Genomic DNA, 25,090 nt, shown 5'->3' with positions numbered 1-25,090 from the left:
TTAGTGCGATATGTCTTTAAAAGTGTTCTATATTGGTGCGTTTTTAAAGGTATATGGAATTAGTATTTTATATTTTGATGATAGTTTTTTGGCATTCAATCATGTGTCAAACAACAACGTCATCGACCAGCAACAGCCTGATGTCTGACATCAACAGACATCAGGCTGTTGCCATGCTGAGATCAAAATAAATTGCAGTGATGCAGCTCTATTGCGATGCGGCGTAATAAAAAATGGTAGGAATTCTTAAGCCTTGATCTAAGGATTGAGGAAAAAGGTAACAAAGTATCTGGCGTCTTTTGTTGACGCATGATCAAAAAATGAATGAGCAGGACTAATCAAATGACCCTTTCTTATAGTAACGAAACTAACGGTGCATGGCGTACCTATTTAGAGCAAATCGATCGTGTTGCGCCATATCTTAGCCATTTATCTAATTATATTGACACTTTGAAGCGTCCCAAGCGTGCCTTAATTGTGGATGTACCCATTGTGATGGATGATGGTACGATTCAGCACTTTGAAGGGTATCGTGTACAGCACAATTTATCACGTGGTCCAGGTAAGGGCGGGATTCGTTTCCACCCTGATGTGGAACTCAATGAAGTTATGGCTCTTTCGGCTTGGATGACCATTAAAACCGCTGTGGTTAATTTACCCTTTGGTGGTGCCAAAGGTGGTGTACGTGTTGATCCACGTAAACTTTCTACCCGTGAGTTAGAGCGTTTAACACGTCGTTATACCAGTGAAATTAGTTCTATTATTGGACCACAAAAAGATATTCCAGCACCAGATGTAGGCACCAATGCCAATATTATGGCGTGGATGATGGACACTTATTCCACCACTGAAGGACATACCATTACCGGTGTAGTTACCGGTAAGCCTGTTAATTTAGGGGGGTCTTTGGGACGTGTGAAAGCAACGGGGCGTGGTGTCTATATTACTGGACGTCATGTTGCACAAAAAATCGGTCTAGATATTCCTGGTGCGCGTGTTGCTGTACAAGGTTTTGGGAATGTGGGCAGTGAAGCTGCTTTATTATTTGTGGAAGCCAATGCCAAAGTCACGCATGTACAAGATCACTCTGGAAGCATTGCCAATGCTGAAGGCATAGATGTTGTGGCATTGATTGACTACTTAAAAACGCATGATGGTGTTGCAGGTTTTACTGGTGCAACCGCAATTGATAATGAGCAGTTCTGGGAAGCCGATATTGATATTTTAATTCCAGCGGCTTTAGAAGGGCAGATTACCGTTGAACGTGCTGAAAAATTAAAAGCGCGTTTGGTGCTTGAAGGTGCCAATGGTCCGACTTATCCAGATGCGGATGATATGTTAAATAAACGCGGCATTACCATTGTACCGGATGTTATTTGTAATGCTGGTGGTGTAACTGTGAGTTATTTCGAATGGGTACAAGATATGGCGAGTTATTTCTGGAGTGAAGAGGAAATTAATGAGCGTCTAGATAAACTTCTCACCAAGGCGATGGATGATGTTTGGCAATCTGCTGCACAGCATGATTGTACACTGCGTACAGCGGCATATATTTTAGCGTGTGAACGTATTTTAATTGCACGTTCTGAACGTGGGATTTTCCCAGGTTAAGCTGTTATTGAGATGTTTCTCTCTGGAAAACGCACGCTATTTGGCGTGCGTTTTGATATGGTTTGATCGCGTATTTGCGGATCTAAGAGGGTTCACTTCAGTTCGAACAATAACGAGTTTAGCATAGAGTTTGTATAAAAACTAAACATGGTAAATAGTTATCATTTGCAATACCATTAAGTAGACCTTTATAAACTGTGGGTGACTTGGGTTTAATATTTAATTTAACTTATTAATATGAAAATATTTTTTAATTTGCCTATACATAATTTAACAATACTTTTAAAATAAAATTACACTTCATCGCTAATACAATTGCCGTAGATAGTAAAGCAGCAAGTATATTTCTAAAGGTACTTGGTTTTTTACTGATTTATGGCGTGCGCAATGAAGACAATAAATATCTCATGAAATAGGCTTATATATGGATACCATCACTCATCAACAGCGTGAAGGGATCGGGTTAAAGCTATTTAGAATCGTCTTTATAGTCATTAGTTTGATCATCGCGTTATTCTTAATACCGAAAGGTTTCAAGCTGTATCAGCTTGGCGGGACATCATATTATCTTATCGCTGGTATTGCCTATTTGCTGATAGCATTACTCTATGCAATACGCCATAAAACAGCTTTGGTACTGAGTTGCCTGTGTTATTTAGGCACCATCATTTGGGCATTTTATGAAGTCCGTGCTTTTGATTATTGGCAGTTAGTAGCACGTTTGGTGGTACCCACTATTCTTTGGGTCTTGAGCTTATGGTTAAGCCGTAGTTTAAAATCACAGCAACGGTTTACCGGTATTGCCAATCTTGTGGGGGTGGCTGGATTCTTAGGTTTAGTGGCGACATTTGTGGCAGCATTTTTCCCGCATGGTGTTATTCGGAACCAATTGGATATTCAACAAAAACCAGAATTGGCCAAAGTGAATCCCGCCAATCCAGAAAACTGGGAATATTTTGGTCGCAATAGTAACAGTACACGCTTTGCACCGTTTACCGATATTACCCCAGAAAATGTTAAAGATTTGCAGGTTGCATGGACATATCGTACAGGTCGTCCAACTGAAATTGGGGTGGATGAAAATACCCCGATTCAAATTGGCGACGTGTTGTATTCATGTACTCCAACCAATATTATTACTGCGATTGATGCAGATAGCGGGAAAGCTTTATGGACTTTTGATCCTAAAGCACGTACCGAAGAGCATGTGACGTGTCGTGGCGTAGCTTATCATGATGCAGATCGTGCTGCTGGTGTCACCGCAAACCAAACCGCAAATCAAACCGTGAGCAATACAACAGAAACGTTGAGTCAATCCGCTGCGAAAGTTTGTCGTCAGCGTATTTTGACCTCGACCGTGGATGGGCGTTTAATCGCTTTGGATGCCAAAACCGGTAAATTATGTCCTGATTTCGGTCATGCTGGACAGGTTGATGTATTACGTGACATGGGACCTACAGAACAGTCTAAACGTTATCACCCAACTGCAACCCCTGTCATTGTTGGTCATGTTGCCTTAATTGGTGGTTGGGTACGCGATATTGTACATGGTGAACCTTCTGGTGTGGTACGTGCCTACGATGTGACCACTGGTCATTTGGCATGGGCATGGGATGTGGGGAATCCTGAAAATTCGGGTGTACCGACTGATGGTAAGACCTTTACATTGGAAACCCCCAATGTTTGGGCTGTGCCAAGTTTTGATACCGATTTAAACTTGGTTTATTTACCGACAGGCAATGGACCACCAGATTACTGGGGCGGAGATCGTAATGCGGCCAAAGAAAAATTTGGCTCAGCCATTGTGGCCGTCGATGCCGATACGGGTAAAACCCGTTGGGTATTCCAAACGGTACACCACGATGTGTGGGATTATGATGTCCCTTCACAGCCTATTTTACATGACATCACCAATGCCGAAGGCAAAACCGTTCCAGCATTGATTCAAACCACCAAAACAGGTCAAATCTTTGTGCTAGACCGTCGTACGGGTGAACCTGTGATGCCGGTTGAGGAGCGTGCAGTGCCGACTTCACCACATTCACAGGGTGAAAAACTTGCACCAACACAGCCGTTTTCTGTGGGTATGCCATCAATTGGTGTGGAAGACCTAAAAGAAACAGACATGTGGGGTATGAGCACCTTTGATCAATTGATGTGTCGTATTGACTTTAAAGACTCTGTTTATACTGGTATGTATACGCCACCGAGTGAGAAATCTTATATTGAATGGCCTGGCTTATTGGGCGGCATGAATTGGGGGGGGGCAGCGATTGATGAGTCGACCAATTTGATGTATGTCAATGATATGCGTATGCCAATTCGCATGCGTTTGGTGAAACAAGAAGAAGCTAAACAGTATAAAGTCTCTACAGATGAAGTCCCTGGCTTTATGGGAACGATTCGCCCCCAAATTGCGGGTATTTATGGCGGTGTGAAAATTGATATTTTACAATCACCTTTGGGTGTACCGTGTAATAAACCGCCTTTTGGTACCATGAGTGCTATCGATCTCAACAGTAAAAAAATGTTGTGGCAAGTGCCGATGGGTACAGTCAAAGATAGTGGTCCTTTGGGCATCAAAACACACTTACCTATTCCTGTGGGCATGCCGACCTTAGGTGGTCCTACTGCAACAGCATCAGGTTTGGTATTCTTTGCGGGTACACAAGATTATTACTTACGTGCGATGGATGCACGTACAGGTAAGGAATTGTGGAAAGCACGTTTACCAGTCGGTGTCGTGTCTGCACCTTTGGTGTATAAGTCACCCAAAACGGGTAAACAGTATGTGGTGGTTTCTGCGGGGGGTGTCAGTCACTCTAAAGACTTAGGAGATTATATTATTGCCTATGCTTTGCCTGATCATAAATAACGCATTGTCATCTGATTGAGTTTAATTTCAATCTAAAACTGCTCCCAAATGAGGAGCAGTTTTTTTTGGTCTAATGGGCATAATACATACGGTTTAAGTCATGCGGTGGATTAAAGATAGGTCGCACCTTCGTCGTAATTCAAGGTAGATTGGACGCTGAAACCGGGGTAATAAGTAGACCATGTAATAGGGTGTGGAGCGCATGTTCTATCGCATGCTCACCTACTTTTTCTGGCAGCAACAAGCGATTCATGTGTAATAAGGCAAGACCATGTAGCTGTGCCCAACAAGCAGTTGCTTGTCCTTGTACATCATGTTGGCGAATGATGCCGGATTGTTGACCGCGTTCTAAGAGTTTAAGCACAATCATTAACGGTGAAAGTGCGCGTTCATTTAAATGAACACGATTGGTATGCTCATCTATAGCACTAAACATTAAACGATATAAAGCAGGATTTTCTCGTGCAAATTGTAAATAATGCTGTGCCAATATTAAAATTTCTGTACTGAGTGTTGCCCCAGTTTTGATCTGTGCAGTACTCAGCTGCTGGTATAAACGATCAAAACCAAGCAGTGCGATTTCAGCCAGTAAAGCTGATTTATCTTGAAAATGCTTATAAGGCGCTGCATGGCTTACACCTGCACGACGGGCAACTTCTCTTAAGGTAAAGTCCCAGCTGTTTCCTTCATGCAACATCTCTAAGGTAGTGGTAATAATGGCATTTTTTAAATCACCATGATGATAAGCACGTTCCTGTTGATTGGCCATGGGTTACCTCATAAGACTTCAAATCAAATAAAATTTTAAACCAATGTTGACACTGTAAACTTTCTGTATAAAATGAAAGCAATAAATGATTACAGTGTCAACATTGGAGTTTAGCATGCAAGACAATACTTCAACCAGCCATCAGCCTGCCTTGCAGCAAATTTTACAGATGCAGCGCGATGCCTTTATTGCGGAAGGCGCGCCAACCTTGCTGCAGCGCCGTCGAGACTTAAGAAAATTACGCCAAGCGGTATTGGCAAAAAAACATGAGATTAGTCAAGCCATTTGTGCAGATTTTGGTCATCGCTCAGAACATGAAACATTGATCATGGAAGTGATGGTTTTGGTGATGGGCATTGATTATTTATATCAAAATTTAAGACGTTTTATGCGTGCATCGCCACGTAAAGTGGCTTTGGCGATGCGTTTTGGTCGTGCACGTGTTGAATATCAACCTTTGGGGGTGATTGGTATTATGTCGCCGTGGAATTATCCTTTTTCTTTGGCGCTGATGCCTTTGGCAACGGCGTTGGCAGCGGGGAATCGCGCTATGATTAAACCCTCTGAATTTACCCCACGCACCAGTGCAGTATTACAAACGCTTTTAGCAGAGATTTTTACAGAAAAACAAGTGGCTGTTGTACAAGGTGATCACAATGTTGGACAAGCTTTTTCCAGTTTAGCCTTCGATCATTTACTCTTTACCGGCAGTACTTCGGTGGGGCGTGCGGTGATGCGTGCAGCCAGTGAAAACTTGGTTGGCGTGACTTTAGAATTGGGGGGTAAGTCTCCTGTTCTGATCTCGAAAGATCAAGATCTAAACCGCGTTGCGACGGCGATTGCCTATGGCAAATTGGCAAATGCAGGGCAAACCTGTGTCGCACCTGACTATGTGTTATTACCAGAACAAGACGTCGATGCCTTTGTTAAAGCCTTTGATCATGCAACACGACAATTGTATCCGCAGGGTCCAAGTAGTATTGACTATACTTCGATTATTAATGCACAACATCATCAACGTTTACAACAGTTGCTAGACGGTGCCAAAGCGCAAGGCGCACATATTTTACAGGTGGGCATTCGTCCGCATGAAGCAGAGCAACGTATAAATACCATTGCCCCGACACTGGTTTTAGAGGCTGATGAGCAGATGCAGATTATGCAAGATGAAATCTTTGGTCCCATTCTGCCGATTAAGCGCTATGCACATATTGATGAAGCAATCGCTTATATTAACCGTAAACCCAGACCACTGGCATTATATTATTTTGGTCATGATAAACAGGAAAAATCTAAAGTATTATCGCAGACGACTTCTGGTAATGTGACGGTCAATGGTACCTTAACGCATTATGCACAAGAGGATTTACCTTTTGGCGGTGTTGGTAGTAGTGGTTTAGGTGCTTACCATGGTATTGAAGGTTTTCGGCGTTTAAGTCATGCCAAAGGTATTTTTGAACAAGGTCGTTGGCATACTGCTAGCTTGTTGCGTGCACCCTTTGGACGGATTGCCGATATTATCTTAAAAGTCTTTTTAAAATAATCAAACTGTACTGAATATTGCGCGAATAAACGTTCGCGTACCGGTATTTTATATAAAAATGGCTTAATATATTAATTTATATTAACGATGCTGTGCATTTCACGTTTATAATTTAAAGTCACTGAGAGGCTTAAAATCAATAACTGATTTTAAGCTATCGTGAGGGCTCATATCAATTCCAGCCCAATGAATATTAAATGATTGGATCAATGATTCGCGTAACGATTGGATCAGCAATTGGAGCAATGGTTGAATCATCTACGCTAGCGCTCACCGAGACCCAAGCGCAATTTTGTTGAGCAAAGATTGTTGATCAACAAATTTTGATTAAAGATATCTGCTTTTATTGATAATGGGTTGCGCCATTTATTGTACTCATTGCAGTTTAATATTCTCTCACGTCTCAATCGCTTATTTATTCTGTTGGTGCTTCCTATTCGAAACATCACGATTATCCAGCATAAGGATGCAACGTGAAATCAAATCAGCTGTATAAATTACCATTCAAACCGGTATTATTGACCAGTATTATATTTCAGGTCATGACACTATCTGCATTCGCAGAGCCTCTCGAATTACCTATTATTCAAATTCATGCCGTACCGACCCACCAAGATTTATTAACCACACCAGCATCTGTGCAAAAAATAGTAAATGATAAGGCACAACAGCAAAGCAATGTTAATTTGTCAGAACAGTTGCAAGGCATTGCTGGTTTGCAAGTCAATAATCGCGAAAACTATGCACAAGACTTGCAAATTTCCATGCGTGGATTTGGTGCTAGATCAACTTTTGGCGTGCGGGGGATTCGTTTATATGTTGATGGTATTCCAGCCACCATGCCAGATGGTCAGGGGCAAAGTTCGAATATTGACCTCAATAGCCTGCGTCAGTTAGAAGTCTTGAGTGGACCTTTTTCTTCGATTTATGGGAACTCATCTGGTGGTACGATCTTAACCCAAACCCAAGAAGGACAAGGTCGCGATAGCCTACAACTGGGTTATGTGGGCGGTAGTCACGGCAAACAACAGCTCAATGTGCAATTACAAGGCGGGTCCGATCAAGCGAGTCAACCTGCTTATGTAATTAGCTCTTCTTATTTTGATACAGATGGTTATCGTGAACATAGTGCTGCAAGAAAAGCCTTACACAATGCAAAATTGACTTGGAACTTAGATGATGGCAGTAAAATAAACTGGGTATTGAATCATGTAGATATTCGTGCCGACGATGCAGCTGGGCTGAGTCGCGCAGATTGGAAAGCAGATCGCAAACAACAAGCAAGTACTTTAAAAGCATTTGACGTTCGTAAAACTATTTTACAAACTCAAACGGGTCTAACGTGGACTAAACCGATTGATGCCCATAATGAGCTGTATAGCATGGCTTATTTGGGTAACCGACAGGTACAACAATACCAGTCTATTCCGCAAAAACCGCAATTAAACCCGCGTCATGCTGGTGGGGTAATCGATTTTGATCGCAATTATTATGGCGTAGATTTACGTTGGAAAAATACCGATTGGCTGCCCAATACCACGATCATTGCAGGCTTAGCCTATGATGCCATGCAGGAAGATCGCAAAGGCTATGAAAACTTTGATGCTGATGGGCATTATGGTGTGAAAGGTCAATTACGCCGTGATGAAAAAAATACCCTATGGAATTTAGACCCCTATGTACAAGCATCATGGCAGTTTTTGCCAGCTTGGCATTTCAATGCGGGTCTGCGTTATAGTAATGTCCATTATAAATCTGCGGATCATTATATTCGAGCTGGCAATGGCGATGACAGTGGTCGACAAAGCTATGATAAGGTTTTACCTTCAGTGGCATTGGGCTGGAATATCTTACCGTCCTTGTATAGTTACATCAGTTATGCCCAAGGTTTTGAAACACCAACCTTTACTGAAATGGCTTATCCTACGGTTGGTAGCTCTGGTATGAATTTTGATTTACAAGCATCATCCAGTGATACTTATGAATGGGGATTAAAATCCCAAAACCCTTATGGTTTATTTACAGCTGCAGTATTCCAGACCAATACTAAAAATGACATTGTTCCCGATGACGCCAATGCTGGGCGTAGTACTTTCCGCAATGCTGATAAAACCTTACGTCAAGGGGTAGAGCTAACTTGGCAAAAAGACGTATGGCAGGATTTAAAGCTGCGTACCAGTTATAGTTATCTTGATGCAACTTTTGCTGCTGATATTCCTGCTACTAATAGTAAAGCATTGATTACAAAAGGCACTTATATTCCTGGTATTGCCAAGAACCAAGCCTTTGCCAGTGTGGCGTGGCAACCGCAACAGGGAATACAGGCGGGTTTAGATATCCGTTATATGGATAAACTTTTTGTAGATGATATGAATTCTGATCAAGCGCCTAGTTATACTGTTGCAGGTGCTTATGTGGGGTATGTCTGGCGTAATCAAGATTGGACGCTCAATAGTTTTGCGCGTGTTGATAATCTGTTTGACAAAGATTATGTGGGCTCAGTTATTGTAAATGATGGCAATCAACGTTTTTTTGAGCCTGCCGATGGTCGTAATGTCAGCTTAGGTCTGAGTATTCGCCGTGCATTTTAAGAATGCTATAGGGCTGATAGCTTATGAATGTCATGCTATTTTGTGATCTAAACCCGTATTTATATCTATAGCCTTGGTCCGTGAATGGGTGATCTGATTGAACCCTCACGGACTTTGCTCAAAATTTGTAAGACTGTTGTATTTGAAAGCAAGACTGCTATAGATGAGAAAAGCATTGACAACTGCCTTGGCTCTTTTGTACTTTGCGCTGCTGTAATTTCTTTTTTCTAAGTGTATGAGTGAGCGATGGCATTATTGGCTGTTAATGCGATCGATGGCTGTGCTGATATCTTGAGACTGTGTCATGAATTCTTTATTAATGGCTTATATCTTGCTGGCGATTGCGATTGTGTCAGAGGTGATCGGTTCGACTTTTTTGGTCAAGTCCGATAGTTTTACCAAGCTGGTGCCATCTTTGATTGTGGTCATTTGTTTTTGTATTGCTTTTTATTTACTGTCACAAGTCGTGAAGGTGATTCCTCTGGGTATTGCCTATGCCATTTGGGCTGGAGTCGGGATTATCCTAACCGCCATTATTGGATTTTTTGTTTTTAAACAAAGTCTCGATTTTGCTGCTCTGTGCGGTATCGCCTTAATTATTTGTGGTGTCGTGGTAATTAATTTATTTTCGAGTACAGCAGGGCATTAAATAGATGTTGAGTATATTATTGCCTTACTTGGTCGCTATTACGCTATTGACCATCACCCCAGGTCTAGATACCACGCTCATTCTTAGAACAGCTGCATTAGAAAGTAAAGGTGATGCATTAAAAGCTGCCATGGGAATTAATCTGGGCTGTATGGTCTGGGGCTTGCTGGTTGCAGTGGGCTTGGGTGCTATTTTGGCCAGCTCTGCATTGGCTTTTGTGGTATTAAAATATTTGGGCGCAGCATATTTGGCATGGTTGGGATTGCAATGTATTTTAAAACCACGTCATCATTTGCGGGGAGATCAGCCAGTCACGCATCAGGAAAATTGGTGGCTTAAAGGGTTCTATACCAATATATTAAATCCCAAAGTGGGATTATTTTACCTGTCTTTTTTACCGCAGTTTATCCCAGCACAGCATGCAGTATTTATGTGGACGATGGGTTTGGTGTTTATCCATATTGTACTGAGTATCATCTGGGCATTTTGTCTCATTGCCTTAACACAACCTTTGGCACAATATTTAAAACAAAGTGCAGTGATTCGTAGGCTAGACCGTATCAGTGGTGTAATTTTTATTGGTTTTGCACTTAAGCTCATTGGCACTAAACTTAATCCTTAGGTGGACAGTATCGCACTGCTATTTTAAGGAATAGTTCCATTATTCAGCAAACCATTGCAACAAGAGGTTAATGCCTGTGCCAATTGGTTTTGCTTGTACTATGCCAATGAGTGTACCGTGCAGATTAATGCAATGACGTTTTATATATTGTGTTGATGATTACGGCGTAGTTGCAGTATATAAAGGCACGCTAAGTTGTTGTATAAAGCGTTGTTCAATAAGATCGATATAATCTAGATCACGGTTGAGGCGGAACATTAAAATTGCTCCCTCATAATCAGCAATGGCCATTTTTGCCAATCGTTCAGCTTCTACTGGGGGATAATGCGCTGTATATAAGTGCAACATGGCTGTTTGCCAATCGGCAAAAAACTGTTGTATAGGTGCTAATAATGCTGGCATTGCATAAAGTGCTTCAATGGAAATAATAGCCATTAAGCAACCTTTTTCGCCCTGACTAAAAAAGATTTTGGCGTAGTGATGCATCTCTTGGAAACGTTGCAGTGATGAGCGTTGTTTTTGCTCAGCAATTGCAAAGACTGTGGTGGCTAAGTGTTGATGTAAGCTGTTTAGAATATCGCTGATTAAATCTTGTTTATTACGATAATAATAATAAAATGCGCCCTTGCTTAAACCACACGCCTCTGCCAGCATTTGCATACTGGTACCATGATAGCCATGTTGCTTAAAACATAGCGCGCATTTTTGGATAATTTGCTCTTGGGTTAGTTTGGCTGGGCGCATAATATGGGTTACAGCTTATCAAAATAAAAGATTATAAAGTTAAAAACTAGTTTACAGCGAGTTCGCTTATAGAGAACTGGTTTATAGGCATCAGGGCTAGAAACCAGTGAATAGAAAGCTAACGCATAGAAACTAGCGCATCGCACACTGCGGCTTGGGCTGTTTAGCAATGACATCGCGCAATGTACCGAGTATTTGCGCCCAGAGCAAGTGAGCATCTTTACGAAAGTATCCCATATGACCAATGTGTTTTAGTTTAAATTGTGCGGGTTGAATATCGAGGCATTGTACCTTTGCTTGACGATAATATTTGGCAAAGGCATTTCTCGATTTTGCCATTGCCCATTCATCATCACTGGCGGTCAATGCAAAGATTGGCATTTTGACTTGTGCAAATTGCTGTTGTAACTGCTGTCCACGGATGGGGTCATTAAAAAAATATTCAGAACTTTTACACCATTGGCGCCACTGTTTATAAACATCCAAGGGGAGATCGGCGCCCATATTGAGCTTGCTCCATGCAATATAACCATCTTTGGCAGCCATCAGCGGAAAGACCATATTCCAGAACACATTGACTTTCATTCGTTCTGGCCAGGGCATATAACCAGCCCAGCCCACACCCGTGCCCAAGGTATAATAGGCACTGATTTTATCATGATTCGGACAGAGTCCTAGCGCTTGTCCGCCATATGAATGTCCGATGATAAAAAGTGGAATATCTTTACCATAAAAATAATCAATTGCCGCAGCTAAATCTAATTTCCCCCAATCTAAATAATCCATTTTAAAATTTTTCAATGTTGCTGGTGCGGACAGTCCAATACCACGATAATCAAAAGTGAGCACATCAAAACCTTGCTGACGAGCATATTCAGCAAAACGACGATAAAACTGTTGTGGCACACCGGTTGCACTGGCAATAATTAAACGTGCTTGGCACGGTGTTGCACTGGGATAATAAAGCGCCTGTAAGGGATAAGCATCTGCCGCATAAAATTGGCATGACTGTACAGATGAATCAGTTGCGGTGGAGTCAGAATTTTGCATATAAAGTCCTTTGCTTTTTGTTGTTCAGGCTTTTGAGGCTGACGCTATAGTTGATCTACTGCTGTATATGCTTTATATGCTGTAGTAGATATAGTCTGTGCTGTAGATATTTTTACTGCTTAGTATCTCGATTGTGGGTTATCGTTAGCGCCCTTGAAAGAGCGGCGCACGCTTTTCTAACATGGCCATAACACCTTCTTGCGCATCTTGTGATTGAAATAACGGCAAGATACTTTGATCAAGTGCGGCATAAGCGGCATCTGGTCCTTGTGCCAGCGCTTGCTGTGCTGAATGCAGTAATGCACGTACCGCCAGAGGAGCAGCGTGGCTAATTTCTGCGGCAATTTGTAAAGCACGTTGTAATTGCTGACCTTTTGCAACGACTTCAGAGACTAGATTGAGTGACCATGCTGTCTGCGCATCAAAATTTTTACCTGTAAGCAAGTAGGGCATGGCTTTTTGCCAACCGGCAGCTTGTACAAAACGGACCGTAGCACCGCCAAAAGGCATAATGCCACGTAACACCTCCATTTGTGAAAAGTTACAATCATCACTGGCAATGGCCACATCTGCATTGAGCATCAGTTCAATGCCTGCGGTATAGCAGGTGCCTTGCACAGCAACGACCACGGGTTTAGAGCGTTGTAGCCCAGATGTACCCCATGGGTTAATCTGTTCGGCTGAAAACTGGAAGATACCAGTTGAAATTTTGTCTTGCAATTCAAGTAAATCTAGACCAGCACTAAAGTGCTCACCATGTGCAAAAATCACAGCACAACGTAATTCGGGATCACGCTCATAATGGGTTAATGCTTGAGATAAGCTTAGAATCATATGGCTATCAAAAGCATTGCGTTTTGCAGCACGATCTAATCCAATACAAAAAATATGATCACGTGTTTCAGTCGTGACTTGACCAATTTGTGTCATGCATAGGCTCCTTGCATACAAGCGTTGTGATAGATTATGTTTTTAAACGATCATTTAAAAATTGTCAATTTTTGAATCGTTATCATGCGTGAACTGTACAGACACAAGGCGGATTGGCATATGAGGTGCCGCAGACTGTAAAGCATGATGTTGATGATCATGTGCGTGATTGGTGCTTAAATGACGATTTAAAGCCAAGCATCACCAGAAAATGTTATTTTTTATTTAAAAAGTTTATATCCATGATAATTATTTTATAAAATAGCTGAACTATATTTTGCACTAGATTTGCTGTGTTATGACACAGTATTCTTAAGGTTATACAGGTTGTTATGTCTATTTTAAGTACATTGAGTAAAACAGTGGATAATGCCCAGAAGTTAAAAGAGCTTCATCAATATATTGAGCAAAGGGATTTACCAATCCAATCTAGAGATGAGTATCCAGCGCAAATAATAGAAATTGAAGCTTATCTTGGCACACAGCAGTATCGAGATTTTCTCAAGAAAAAGAATACAGTCAATTATTTAAGCGGCATCTTGGCTTTGCCAGCATTGATTTTTGCTCTATTTCTATTTGCTGACCGTATTTTGAGTAAATGGGCAATTGATTTGAAAGTTGCTGAAGTGAGTCAGAAGCTATTAAATTTTGCCATTGAAAATAGTGCACTGATGATTATTTATGCTCTGATATTTATTGCGACGATTATTTATTTTTACGCACTCAATCGCAAAACTGAGCAATATGAAGAGCAGGTTATTACTGCATTCTTAGCACGTACCCAACGTTAGTTGAAGTCTGTTGCTATGGTCATGTTTAGTCTATCTGGCAGTGTATAAATCAAAACATCTGCATTAAAACTGGCAAATAGCAACATCAATTAAAATAAATAACCGAGCAGTAATATATCGCTAAGTTGCAGGAGATGACTGGCGATATATTCTATATCGTTGCACTAAAAATAATATAAATGATAATACTAAAATAGTGATGATCATAAACCATATCATTTTTTGATCGCGATAAACCACTTTGGATTTGACGGTCAACAGGGCTGTACGCTGAGGTTCGACGAGTTTATCTTGTTTAATGAGCTGGCGGATTTGCTGAGGAGATAATCTGGCATGTTGTAGCATATGCAAACTTTCTAGATCTTTAATACGGTAAATAGTCTTTTGAATCAGCTGACTACTACCAAGTTGGTCAAAATAATAAAAATGTTCGCCATGTTGCCACAGGCTATAATGGTTGTCATATTGCTTGAGTTGTTGCCATGCTGCTGTTTGGGCGTCATTTAAACGATATAACACGCTAAAATATGCTTTCGCCATTGTTCTTTTATGACCTTGATAGGCGTTTTTCGTCTCTAAGTAGAGCACTTGCTGACCATCCGCATAAACCAAGGGTGCGATTTCTTTAAAGTTGCCATTTAAAAATGGGTTGTCTCTTAGTGCAATAATTTTACGTTTTTCTGCATCAAAATAAAATATGCCTGACGGACTTAAAAATAAAGTATGTTGAATATGTGCGCCATATTGAGAGATTACACGATAAGGACGGTATTTCTGCTCAAAAGCTAAATCTCTTACATAAACTTGACCTGTGTGCGGTTCAAATAAATAATTTTCTTGATGACTTTGATCAATCACCAAAACATAAATGTCGGGATTATCTTTGAGATCAAGTACAGTGTTTTGATAATACACCCGTTGCCCATCAGCCAGATAAACAGGACTGGGTCGATAGGTTCCATCCGCATATTTTTGTGGAATCTGTCTTAACGTATGAGGATTGGCATATGGAAGCACTTGGCCACGATAATAGACTGCTGTGCCATCTGTGAGTAGGTCAGTATCGAGAAGAGCATGATAATGTTGCTTTGATGCTGGTAATTTAAAAGCAGGATAATCATGAGTGACTGGTGGAGTGCCAAGATTTAAAAAATAGCGCAGGCTTTGTAAGGTTTGTTGTATGGTCGACAGGCTAGCAATTTCTTGACTTTGCGGAGCACAATACCAAGTACTTTGACCGTCAGTGATATAACCATGTGCGATTATTTTCAGTTGTTGCACATTTAGACCAGCTAAAATCTGTTGACCACAATAAACATGCTGTCGATCTGCAGCCAATTGGCGATATTTAATTCTATCACTAATTAAATGGAAGCTGTGTGCATCGGCTTGTTGTATCCAATAAGTACCACCATGTGCAATATTGGCATAGACCTTTTGCCCCTCAATATGAAATATTCCAAGCTTTTGCTGATTTGTACTATGATCATGGCTATTACTTAGCTTTGCCACCAATATAAAGCACATAACACAGCTGATCAGGATTAGTAATGTACATAGAATAATAAAAATCTTTTTTAGTTTTGTTGGGTGTTTGGACGAATTCGGCATACGGTATTTGTATCACTCTAAGATTAAATCATCCTCAAACACCTATCTTCTCACTACGGCGAATAAAATAGCGCCTTGATGTCGGGTTAATATAGGGCAGAAAGTATAATAGCATGACCGAGCTCTGTGCTATAGACTTTGCAGCCTCTCCAGAGGGTTAGGTATTTATGTGCGAAGCAACATTGTCTTGAGTATCCGCACAGTCTTAATTCATGCCACGTTAGTATGCATACCACTTTTTAGTATGCATACTGGTAGTGGATTTTAGGCTGAGTGGGTGATTTGACGAAGCTTTAAATGATTTTGGATACTCTGACTAAGTTGGTCCAAAGCGTGTGCAATATCGCTATGCCATTCAAAGGAACAGTTAATCCGTAGGAAATGCTGTTGTGATTGCAAGATATTAAATAATGGGCTTGGTGTCACGCCAATATGCTGTTCTAGTAAATCTTCATAGATTTCTATGCTATTGACATGGTCTGGCAATTTAATCCACAAAAAATAGCCACTGGCATAATTAAAAATCTCACAGCCTACAGGTAAATGCTGCTTGAGATAGAGATAAAATTGCTTCTTGTGCTTTTCTAAACTACGTCTTAGACCACGCAGATGCTTTTCATAATGATGATGCGATAAAAACTCAACCAATGCATTTTGAATGAGACTGTTTGCCGAGATGGTGCTCATTAATTGTAAATGTTGTATATGTTCAGAAAACTTACCAGCATAGACCCAACCGACTCGAAAACCAGCACCCAAAGTTTTTGAAAATGAGGAGCAATGTAAAACCAGATTTTGCTGGTCAAAATACTTCATCGGAAGTGGTTTTTTACTACCATAAAATAGCTCTTCATACACATCGTCTTCAATTAAATGAATTTGATGTTGATGTAATAATTTAGCGATTTTATATTTAATCTCATCGCTCACGGTAAAGCCAATCGGATTATGCGCATTGAGCATAAACCAGCAGACTTTAATGGGATAGGACTGAATGACCTGTTCAAATGCTTCGAGGTCAAAACCATGTTGCGGATGTTCTGGAATGGTAATCACCTTCAGCCCGAGGCGTTCTGCGGCTTGCCACGCACCATAGAAAATGGTTTGTTGTAATAAAATATAATCACCTGGCTGAGTAATTGCTTGCAAAGATAAATTGAGTGCATCTAAACAACCTGAGGTAATGACAATATCATCAGCATCGGTAGTTATGCCTTGCATACAATAACGCTGAGCAATCAGTTGGCGTAGTGCAAAATTACCAGGCGGTAAGTTTGAGCTTTGTTCATAGTTTTTTCGATTACGTGCCAATTGCCCCATAATTTGAATCAATTTACTCGGGCACAACAACTGATGATCAGGAAAGGCAGAACCTAAAGGCACAATTTGCTGATGTTGTGTCGATTTCAAATACTTAAAAACTTGTGAGTTAATTTCAATTTTAGGATTCAGTGAAACCACGCTATAAGTTTGAGGAACTTGCGTACTCAGGTGTTCTGCAACAAAATAACCCGATTTTTCCTTGGCATAGATAAGACCCTGTGCCTCAAGTTCTTGATAGGCGTTCATAACGGTCATTAAGCTATATCCAGAGCTCTGCGCTTGCTGGCGTAGGGATGGTAATTTGCTGTGAGCGGGCCAAGTACCATTATCGATTAAAAGTCGCAGGTTATGCGCTAATTGTTCTGATTTATACATAGTGGGCTAAATAATTAAAGCAAAAATTGAATCACACGCAGTCACTGCGCATTGAAAAGCATATTGAAAATATGACAGGTTAAACATAAATTTCTTGTTGACTGCAACACGGTTTATCACCGCTATGCTTTGTACCATGGAGCATTTTATTTTTTATATAATAAATACAGCTATTTATATGAAATAAAGTGCTGTACATCCCTGTACTGACATATAAGTGACGAATTGCCCTGATCGGTTTAGCATCAATACACGACTAAATGCAGCGCATTGCCCTTTTATCCTGTTATATCGATGTGATGCAATGATTATGGATAGGCCAATAATAAGAGCATTTTAAATAGACCAGCAATCAGCGCTAAGCCTAAAAAACCCGCTAACCAGAGCACGATAAACCATTGTGTTTTGTTGAGCTTGATATTGAATTTTGCCATATGTAGCCTCCTTCTCTATAAATATCAACGACATTAATGATAGCCATCATCACCAACACGGACTTTATCGCGAAAAACCCAATACGATAAAATGGTATAAGCAATAATGATTGGAATTAAAATCACCGCCCCAACCAGGGCAAATAATTGACTAGAATGTGGTGATGCCGCCTGCCAAATCGTGACGGAAGGTGGAATAATATTCGGCCATAAACTAATTACAAAACCACTAAATGCCAAGAATACCAAAGCCAATGTATAAACAAATGGTTTTAATTCTTGATGGTTTTTGCACGCTTTTAAAATGAGTCCAACAAAGAGCAACACCAATAAAGGCACAGGGCTAAAATAAAATAAATTGGGGGTAGTAAACCAACGTGCCGCAATCTCAGCATGGGTGAGTGCAGTATATAGACTCACACCCGCAAAAATAACCAATAGCGCGATTATCATTTTCGGCATGAGCTGGAACATTTTTTGCTGTAATTCATGATCTGTTTTTAAAATCAACCAACCACAGCCTAAGGTTGCATACATTACCACCACACCGAGACCCGTAAAGAGTGAGAACGGCGTTAACCAATCCAAAGCCCCACCAGCATAAATACCATTTTGAGTTTCAATACCTTGGATATAAGCACCCAAAATGACGCCTTGCATAAAGCTCGATAAAATTGAACCCCAAATAAAAGCTAAATCCCAAAGATATTTACTACGGTTGGCTTTAAAACGAAATTCAAAAGCAACGCCACGGAAAATCAGTGCCACCACCATAAGAATAATTGGCAAATATAATGCAGAAAGTACAGTGGCATAAACTAAGGGGAAGGCTGCATATAAACCCGCACCACCCAATACCATCCAAGTTTCATTTCCATCCCAAACCGGCGCAACGGTATTCATCATGACGTCACGTTCTTGCTGGTCTTTAATAAAGGGAAACATAATACCGATGCCAAGGTCAAAACCATCGAGTACGACATAAATGAGCACGCCGAGCCCGATAATACCGACCCAAATCAGAGACAAATCAATCATGGTGTTTCTCCTTGGTTGAATCATTTTGATCAAAGGGTTCATCGACCGCACTTAATGGACGCTGAGGGGTTTTAAAATGACCATGACCAGCAGGTTGTAAATCTACGGCTTCAATAAACTGTGGACCTGTCTTCATCAGTTTCAGCATATAATAAATTCCACTGCCAAATACCAAGGCATAGACCACTACAAAAATAATCAGACTTAAGCCGACTTGGTCCGCAGAGACACTATGGGATAAACCATCATGGGTCCGCATCACGCCATAGACCACCCAAGGCTGACGACCTACTTCTGTGGTGACCCAACCTGCCAATAGTGCGATATAACCCGTTGGTCCCATGCATACTGCCCAGCGATGTAACCAGCTGTTATGGTAAATTTTGCCATTTCTACGTAAATATAAGGCAAATAATGACATTGCAACCATGAGCATGCCTAGACCGACCATGACACGGAAGCTCCAAAATACAATAGCCATATTGGGGCGATCTTCAGCAGGGAAGTCTTTGAGACCAGTCACTGTGCCGTCGATACTATGGGTTAAAATCAAGCTGCCAACATTGGGGAGCGCCACTTCTAGATGATTGCGTTCATTTTCCATATCTGGCAATGCAAATAATAATAAGGGCATGCCTTCATCATGGTTGGTTTCCCAATGCCCTTCAATCGCTGCCAATTTGGCAGGTTGATGTTTTAAGGTATTTAAACCATGAAAGTCACCGACCAAAACTTGTGCGCAAGAGGTCGCAAGCACCATCCAGAGTCCCATCGAAAATGATTTTTTGACTAATTCGTCACGACGACCTTTGAGGAGATGCCAAGCTGCTGTGGCGACAACCAGTAGCGAAGAGACTAAGAATGCTGCTACTGCCATGTGAACAAAGCGGTAAGGGAAGGAGGGGTTAAAGACGATTGCCCACCAATCTGTGGGCACAATAATGCCATTTTCAAGACTAAAACCTTGTGGTGTTTGCATCCAACTGTTGGACGACAAAATCCAAAACATTGAAATACAGGTACCAATAGCAACCATCAGGGTGGCAAAGAAGTGCGCTTTGGCACTGACACGCCCCCAGCCAAATAGCATAATACCCAAAAAGCCTGCTTCTAAGAAAAATGCACTGAGCACTTCATAGGTCAGTAGTGGACCTGTAACACTGCCTGCAACACGTGAAAACTCACTCCAATTCGTCCCAAACTGATAACTCATCACCACACCAGAGACTACGCCCATACCAAAGGCAACAGCAAAGATCTTGATCCAAAATTGAAAGAGATCTTTATAGATGGGGTTTTGGCTCCTCAGCCATTTCCACTCCAACATAGCCAGAAAGCATGCTAAACCAATAGAGGTGGCTGGGAAGATAATGTGAAAAGAAACAGTAAAGGCAAACTGTATGCGTGCCAATTCTAATGCGGTTAGACCAAGATCCATATATCCTCTCCCACGATCAACGACCAAAGGGTTGTTGATTGGAAAATCAAAATAAAATCGTTTCATTGCATGATGAACATCGTGCAGCGCTGTCGTGGTTGCCGATTGATCAGATCTGCTCGCGACAAGAGCGGTGCTTCAAGACACAATCCAATGATTATTATAATAATCAACTTTCAATCTGTTTTGGTATAGATACAGTTTTTTTATTATTTTATATAACAGTTTTAGCTATGTAGATGGATCTGTTATATTTTTTTATTCACTTTCTGTCTCTATACGCATTTTGAACACTGATAGACAATACAACCATATCGTATGGCTAATGGCTTTGTTGTTGCGCGAAATGATGTGAAAGCGTGCTATAGCATGTAGATTTGATGTGTTGAATGATTTTTAGTAAATAATTATGGGTACAGAAGCAATGTTTGTGACAGCAGAATTAAATGCGATCGTTCAGATGTTTGAAGATGACCCGCCATCATCGGCATTATTGGCGCAATTACGGCTTGATTACTTAAATTTAGAAGCGAATCTATTGCGTGCCAAGGTGTTGCGAGACTTTTCTACTGAGAAATTAATTTATATCGCACAAGCACCGATTGCCCAGCAAGACTGTAATCTGGCTTATTTATTTGCGCCTTTTATTTTGGCGAACTTAAACAAGTCTGTCATTTACAGTACAACGGCAACGCCTGAGTTATTAGCGATTTTAAATCGTTATTACCAAGCAGAACAGCCAGTACAGGTCAATGTCGATGATGTTCTACAGAATTTTCATGTTTATCTTGATCTGCAGGACGCACAGCTGAGCCAAAGCGATGTGTTATTTAAAAGTTTAATCAAGGCTTTATGCCGTAGTGACTTATCAACCCTATTTTTAATCACTGATAAACAGTTTGATCGCGCTTTAATTCGTCAAATCGAAATCTTTTTGAAAATTAAGATTGTGGTGATTTATAGCCAATATCAGCAGAGTTTATTACCAGCAGCAGAAATGAATGGTCGTAAATTATTGTTTAAAAATAAGGATGATGTACATAAAGCATTGTGTAGTGATTTTGCTCATCGGAATGCGTTGTTATTCAGTCATATAGAGCGTCTAAATATGGAACAGCTCACCCGACTGATGGATGACATGTTCTATGCCGAACATATTTTTGAGCGGATTTCTGTATATAGCGAATATATGCAAACGCGTATGCAATATAGCAAAGATACTACCTAGCGTAGAGCCACGCTATTCATGTTATTTGATCCTTTCAGAGGAGTGACGTCATGTCTTTAGAGAAACAAAAATTTCCAGTGATTACTGTGGTGATTAGTATCTTGTTGGGTTGTTTGTTTTTAGGAATATTCTATTTGGCGGTGAGTAATGAACCAGACTATATGCCATCTCAGAAACATAAACAAAATAATAGTCAGGTTCAAAACACGCAATAAGGTTTTCTCCCAGCCTCATTGCATGGAAGACATCGCCCGATTGTGGGCGATGTCAGTATATCCGCATAGGCATAAAGCTGGTTTGGAATTAAGCTGTCGCTTGCTCTGGTTGAACAGGTTGTTGTTGTGCTCGCTGACGGTATTGTGCTGCACGGTGCTGATCTGACAATAAAGGACCTTGCCCAAATAGTTTTTCTCTGAGCGTCCCCTCACGATATTGTGTTGGATAAACCCCGCGACGCTGTAATTCTGGTACCACATAGTCTACAACATCACTAAAACTTTGATGTGCCAAGATATAAGCTAAGTTAAAGCCGTCGATTCCGGTTTCGGCAACCCATTCTTGTAAGCGATCAGCGATGGTACTTGCTGAACCTACCAGTACAGGACCATTTCCGCCAATACTGGTCCACTTGGCAATTTCTTCAATGGTCCAAATCCGTTCTGGATCGGCATTCACATAAGATGCCAACATCGATTGAATAGCATTGGTTTCAATATATTCTACCTGATCGGTCGATTTAAACTGTGCAAAATCTACCCCAGACCAACCAGAGGTCAGGGTCAGTCCACCATCATAACTGGCATATTTTTGATAGTCAGCAAATTTAGCTTGCGCTTTTTCATCTGTTTCATCGACTACAATAGACAGCATGGTGTAAATGAGTACCGAATGCGGCTCATGACCTTCGCGAACTAAGCGTTGTCGGATACTGTCGTTGAACTGTTTAACGGCTGCTTTGGTGGGCGCAGAAATAAATATACATTCGGCATTTTGACTGGCAAATTGTTGACCTCGACTAGATGCCCCAGCTTGATATAAAACGGGGGTACGCTGTGGTGAGGGTTCACAGAGATGAATACCTGGCACGCTAAAGTATTTACCTTCATGTTGAATTGCATGGACTTTGTTGGGGTCGGCAAAAATCCCGCGTTTTTTATCTCTGAGTACTGCATCTTGTTGCCATGAACCTTCCCAGAGCTTATATAACACCTCTAAATATTCATCAGCAATATCATAACGATGATCATGGGTGAGCTGATCTTTTTGACCTAAATTTTTGGCGCCACTCTGCAAATAAGAGGTCACGATATTCCAACCTGCACGACCTTTGGTCAAATGGTCTAATGTGCTCATACGGCGCGCAAAAGGATAGGGGTGTTCAAAGGAAATAGACGTGGTTACACCAAAGCCTAAATGTTTGGTTACCGCAGCCATAGCAGGAACAATTTGTAAAGGGTCATTGACGGGGACTTGCACTGCGCCGCTGAGCGCATGTTCCGCAGAAGCATGATAAACATCATAAATCCCCAATACATCGGCAATAAAAATGCCGTCGAATATGCCACGTTCTAAAATTTTGGCAAGATCTGTCCAGTATTCTAAGTCTTTATATTCAGTAGAACGATCTTGAGGATGACGCCACAAACCAGGGGATTGGTGCGCAATGCAATTCATTTCAAAAGCATTAAAACGAATGAGTTGAGTCATAGTCTTCGATATACATCGTTTAAGTTACAGACGATGTTATGCAATAAATACAGAAAACATTAATAAGAAAAATATGCTTGGTTAGCAGATAAAATTTTTATGAAAATATCCACTTTAGGTTTAAGAATCTTTGATATTGATATTTACAGTCGTGATTATCGTAGCGACCATTTTATGAATGAGAGTGGTGTGTGGATGAGAGCTGTTGAAAGGCTGCTATCGCGGCTTGGCGACTTTGTTTTAAATCGACGATGGGTCGAGGATAGTCCAATGGTAGATCTGCTTGATAGGCATAAGGATCATGGATGCTTTTATCATCCAAATGTGCCAGTTCAGGCAGCCATTGTCGCAGGTATGCACCTGTTGCATCAAAGCGTTGCGACTGGCTAATCGGGTTGAAAACGCGGAAGTAGGGTACGGCATCTGTTCCAGTCGATGCACACCATTGCCACCCGCCATTATTGGCAGCCAGATCACCATCCATTAAATGTTGCATAAAATAACGTTCGCCATGGCGCCAATCGATCCAGAGATTTTTGCATAAAAACATTGCACAAATCATGCGAACACGATTATGCATCCATGCTGTTGCTTTAAGTTGTCGCATACCTGCATCAACGATTGGAACACCGGTTTGTCCATTTTGCCAAGCGTGTAAATCGTCAGGCGCATCACGCCATTGTAAGGCGCGGGTTGCCGCTTTAAAGGGTTGGTGTTTGGAGACCTGTGGGTAGTCAAATAATATATGTTGATAGAACTCACGCCAGAGTAGCTCATCTAGCCAAGTTTGTTGTCCTGTGCTGTTTAAATAAAACTGACCATATGGATTAAAAATACGCTTGAGACATTGCCGGATTGATAAGATACCGATATTGAGATAAGCCGCGAGTTGGCTCGTTCCTGTTTGTGCTGGAAAATCACGTGTTTGGTCGTATCGATCTAAAGCCGTATCGATAAACTGATCTAAGCAATGTTGTGCAAAGTGTTCACCGACAGGCCAACGTGTAAGCAGTGTTTCATCGACTACATAGTCTTGCAATACATCTTCAAGTGCTTGTAGAACATTGGGAAATTTCGTGTGTTGTTGCGGGCGAATGGCTGGATAGCATTGTGGCAAAGACAGGCTGAATTGTGCATAACAATATTTTTTAAAAGCGGAGAAGACTTGATAGGCTTGTCCAGATTGATTGCGAATACTGCCTACTGGGAATAATGTCCGATCTTGATAGTATTGCCAAGCAATGTGCTGCTTGCTCAACTGTTGGCGTACCGCTAGATCACGTTTTTGTTCATTGTAGCCAAACTCCATATTACTATGCACAGCATGGATATCGTAGTGTTGACACAGCTTTACGATACACTCGGCTACTGTTTGCCAGTTTGCGCAATGTGCAACATGTAGTGGTATATTGAGCTGCTGCAACTGTTGAGCCAGATATTGAACTTGTCGTAAATAAAAATTTATTTTAACGGTCGCATCATCATGCAATTGCCATTGTTGCGGGCTGAGGATAATCAATGCGACACATGGACCCGCTTGGGTGGCATGCCATAACGCAGCATTATCTTCAATTCGCAAATCTTGTCGAAACCACATCAATTGCATGTTATTACCTCGGTCAAATGATCTTCGCGATCAGCCAGTATAATCAGCACTCAACCTAGAAGTATATTGTAGAAACTTAAATCAAAACTATGGCGACTCAGATCGATATATTATCCTGATGATTTGCTATTTCTATTTCGGCAAAATTTTCTACT

General features: G+C 41.1%; 20 protein-coding genes. 9 read left to right on the top strand and 11 right to left on the bottom strand.

Annotation, left to right across the window (positions count from 1 at the left end):
* The first annotated feature begins 342 nt into the window (after positions 1–342).
* Positions 343–1,611 carry a Glu/Leu/Phe/Val family dehydrogenase gene (locus tag BFG52_RS11655; RefSeq protein WP_067556342.1) on the top strand — a complete coding sequence of 423 codons (1,269 nt, stop codon included), beginning with the start codon at positions 343–345 and terminating at the stop codon, positions 1,609–1,611.
* Positions 1,612–2,035: 424 nt separating this feature from the next.
* Positions 2,036–4,486: a membrane-bound PQQ-dependent dehydrogenase, glucose/quinate/shikimate family gene (locus BFG52_RS11650; RefSeq protein ID WP_067556339.1), complete on the top strand. Its 2,451-nt coding sequence runs from the start codon at positions 2,036–2,038 to the stop codon at positions 4,484–4,486.
* 139 nt (positions 4,487–4,625) lie between these two features.
* Here the strand turns inward: BFG52_RS11650 and BFG52_RS11645 are convergent, their stop codons facing one another.
* The gene (locus BFG52_RS11645) at positions 4,626–5,255 is read right to left on the bottom strand and encodes a TetR/AcrR family transcriptional regulator (protein WP_067556336.1); all 630 of its coding nucleotides are present in this window, start codon (positions 5,253–5,255) and stop codon (positions 4,626–4,628) included.
* A 115-nt stretch (positions 5,256–5,370) separates the two neighbouring features.
* On the opposite strand from BFG52_RS11645, the gene BFG52_RS11640 reads away from it, so the two are divergent.
* The 4 genes from BFG52_RS11640 (at position 5,371) to BFG52_RS11625 (ending at position 10,660) form a co-directional block, all read left to right on the top strand.
* Entirely contained in the window at positions 5,371–6,798 is a 1,428-nt protein-coding gene (locus BFG52_RS11640) for a coniferyl aldehyde dehydrogenase (protein WP_067556333.1), read from the top strand.
* 473 nt (positions 6,799–7,271) lie between these two features.
* The gene (locus tag BFG52_RS11635) at positions 7,272–9,389 is read left to right on the top strand and encodes a TonB-dependent receptor (RefSeq protein ID WP_067556330.1); all 2,118 of its coding nucleotides are present in this window, start codon (positions 7,272–7,274) and stop codon (positions 9,387–9,389) included.
* Positions 9,390–9,693: 304 nt separating this feature from the next.
* The gene (locus tag BFG52_RS11630; protein ID WP_081408698.1) at positions 9,694–10,038 is read left to right on the top strand and encodes a DMT family transporter; all 345 of its coding nucleotides are present in this window, start codon (positions 9,694–9,696) and stop codon (positions 10,036–10,038) included.
* Positions 10,039–10,042: 4 nt separating this feature from the next.
* A complete protein-coding gene (locus BFG52_RS11625) occupies positions 10,043–10,660 on the top strand; it encodes a LysE family translocator (protein ID WP_067556326.1) in 618 nt (205 codons plus the stop codon).
* Between the two features lie 159 nt (positions 10,661–10,819).
* On the opposite strand, the gene BFG52_RS11620 is transcribed toward BFG52_RS11625, so the two are convergent.
* The 3 genes from BFG52_RS11620 to BFG52_RS11610 all read right to left on the bottom strand — a co-directional run bounded on the left by BFG52_RS11620 (position 10,820) and on the right by BFG52_RS11610 (position 13,384).
* Complete coding sequence (locus BFG52_RS11620; protein WP_067556323.1) at positions 10,820–11,404, bottom strand: TetR/AcrR family transcriptional regulator; 585 nt, start codon at positions 11,402–11,404, stop codon at positions 10,820–10,822.
* A 132-nt stretch (positions 11,405–11,536) separates the two neighbouring features.
* A complete protein-coding gene (locus tag BFG52_RS11615; protein WP_067556320.1) occupies positions 11,537–12,454 on the bottom strand; it encodes an alpha/beta hydrolase family protein in 918 nt (305 codons plus the stop codon).
* A 144-nt stretch (positions 12,455–12,598) separates the two neighbouring features.
* The gene (locus tag BFG52_RS11610) at positions 12,599–13,384 is read right to left on the bottom strand and encodes a crotonase/enoyl-CoA hydratase family protein (RefSeq protein ID WP_067556316.1); all 786 of its coding nucleotides are present in this window, start codon (positions 13,382–13,384) and stop codon (positions 12,599–12,601) included.
* 332 nt (positions 13,385–13,716) lie between these two features.
* On the opposite strand from BFG52_RS11610, the gene BFG52_RS11605 reads away from it, so the two are divergent.
* Complete coding sequence (locus BFG52_RS11605; protein ID WP_067556313.1) at positions 13,717–14,175, top strand: DUF6097 family protein; 459 nt, start codon at positions 13,717–13,719, stop codon at positions 14,173–14,175.
* Positions 14,176–14,295: 120 nt separating this feature from the next.
* On the opposite strand, the gene BFG52_RS11600 is transcribed toward BFG52_RS11605, so the two are convergent.
* The 5 genes from BFG52_RS11600 to BFG52_RS11585 form a co-directional block, all read right to left on the bottom strand.
* Positions 14,296–15,702 carry a DKNYY domain-containing protein gene (locus BFG52_RS11600; RefSeq protein WP_067556310.1) on the bottom strand — a complete coding sequence of 469 codons (1,407 nt, stop codon included), beginning with the start codon at positions 15,700–15,702 and terminating at the stop codon, positions 14,296–14,298.
* A gap of 348 nt (positions 15,703–16,050) precedes the next feature.
* Positions 16,051–17,484: an aminotransferase-like domain-containing protein gene (locus BFG52_RS11595; protein ID WP_067556307.1), complete on the bottom strand. Its 1,434-nt coding sequence runs from the start codon at positions 17,482–17,484 to the stop codon at positions 16,051–16,053.
* Between the two features lie 308 nt (positions 17,485–17,792).
* Positions 17,793–17,918, bottom strand: a complete 126-nt coding sequence (locus BFG52_RS17005) for a DUF2474 domain-containing protein (RefSeq protein WP_099092636.1) — start codon at positions 17,916–17,918, stop codon at positions 17,793–17,795.
* A 33-nt stretch (positions 17,919–17,951) separates the two neighbouring features.
* Positions 17,952–18,956, bottom strand: a complete 1,005-nt coding sequence (gene cydB / locus BFG52_RS11590; protein ID WP_067556304.1) for a cytochrome d ubiquinol oxidase subunit II — start codon at positions 18,954–18,956, stop codon at positions 17,952–17,954.
* The gene (locus BFG52_RS11585; protein WP_067556300.1) at positions 18,949–20,394 is read right to left on the bottom strand and encodes a cytochrome ubiquinol oxidase subunit I; all 1,446 of its coding nucleotides are present in this window, start codon (positions 20,392–20,394) and stop codon (positions 18,949–18,951) included. The genes cydB and BFG52_RS11585 overlap by 8 nt, the downstream gene beginning before the upstream one ends.
* A 424-nt stretch (positions 20,395–20,818) precedes the next feature.
* Between BFG52_RS11585 and BFG52_RS11580 the strand changes: the two genes are divergently transcribed.
* Positions 20,819–21,622: a hypothetical protein gene (locus BFG52_RS11580; RefSeq protein ID WP_067559499.1), complete on the top strand. Its 804-nt coding sequence runs from the start codon at positions 20,819–20,821 to the stop codon at positions 21,620–21,622.
* Between the two features lie 50 nt (positions 21,623–21,672).
* Positions 21,673–21,837, top strand: a complete 165-nt coding sequence (locus BFG52_RS17155; RefSeq protein ID WP_169817569.1) for a hypothetical protein — start codon at positions 21,673–21,675, stop codon at positions 21,835–21,837.
* 88 nt (positions 21,838–21,925) lie between these two features.
* On the opposite strand, the gene BFG52_RS11575 is transcribed toward BFG52_RS17155, so the two are convergent.
* Positions 21,926–23,329 carry an LLM class flavin-dependent oxidoreductase gene (locus tag BFG52_RS11575; RefSeq protein WP_067556296.1) on the bottom strand — a complete coding sequence of 468 codons (1,404 nt, stop codon included), beginning with the start codon at positions 23,327–23,329 and terminating at the stop codon, positions 21,926–21,928.
* A gap of 172 nt (positions 23,330–23,501) precedes the next feature.
* Entirely contained in the window at positions 23,502–24,935 is a 1,434-nt protein-coding gene (gene phrB / locus BFG52_RS11570) for a deoxyribodipyrimidine photo-lyase (protein WP_067556292.1), read from the bottom strand.
* Between the last annotated feature and the right edge of the window lie 155 nt (positions 24,936–25,090).

The organism is Acinetobacter larvae (genome assembly GCF_001704115.1).
GTDB lineage: Bacteria > Pseudomonadota > Gammaproteobacteria > Pseudomonadales > Moraxellaceae > Acinetobacter > Acinetobacter larvae.
Note: the sequence above shows the minus strand (reverse complement) of the source record. Positions and strands in the feature narration are given on the sequence as shown.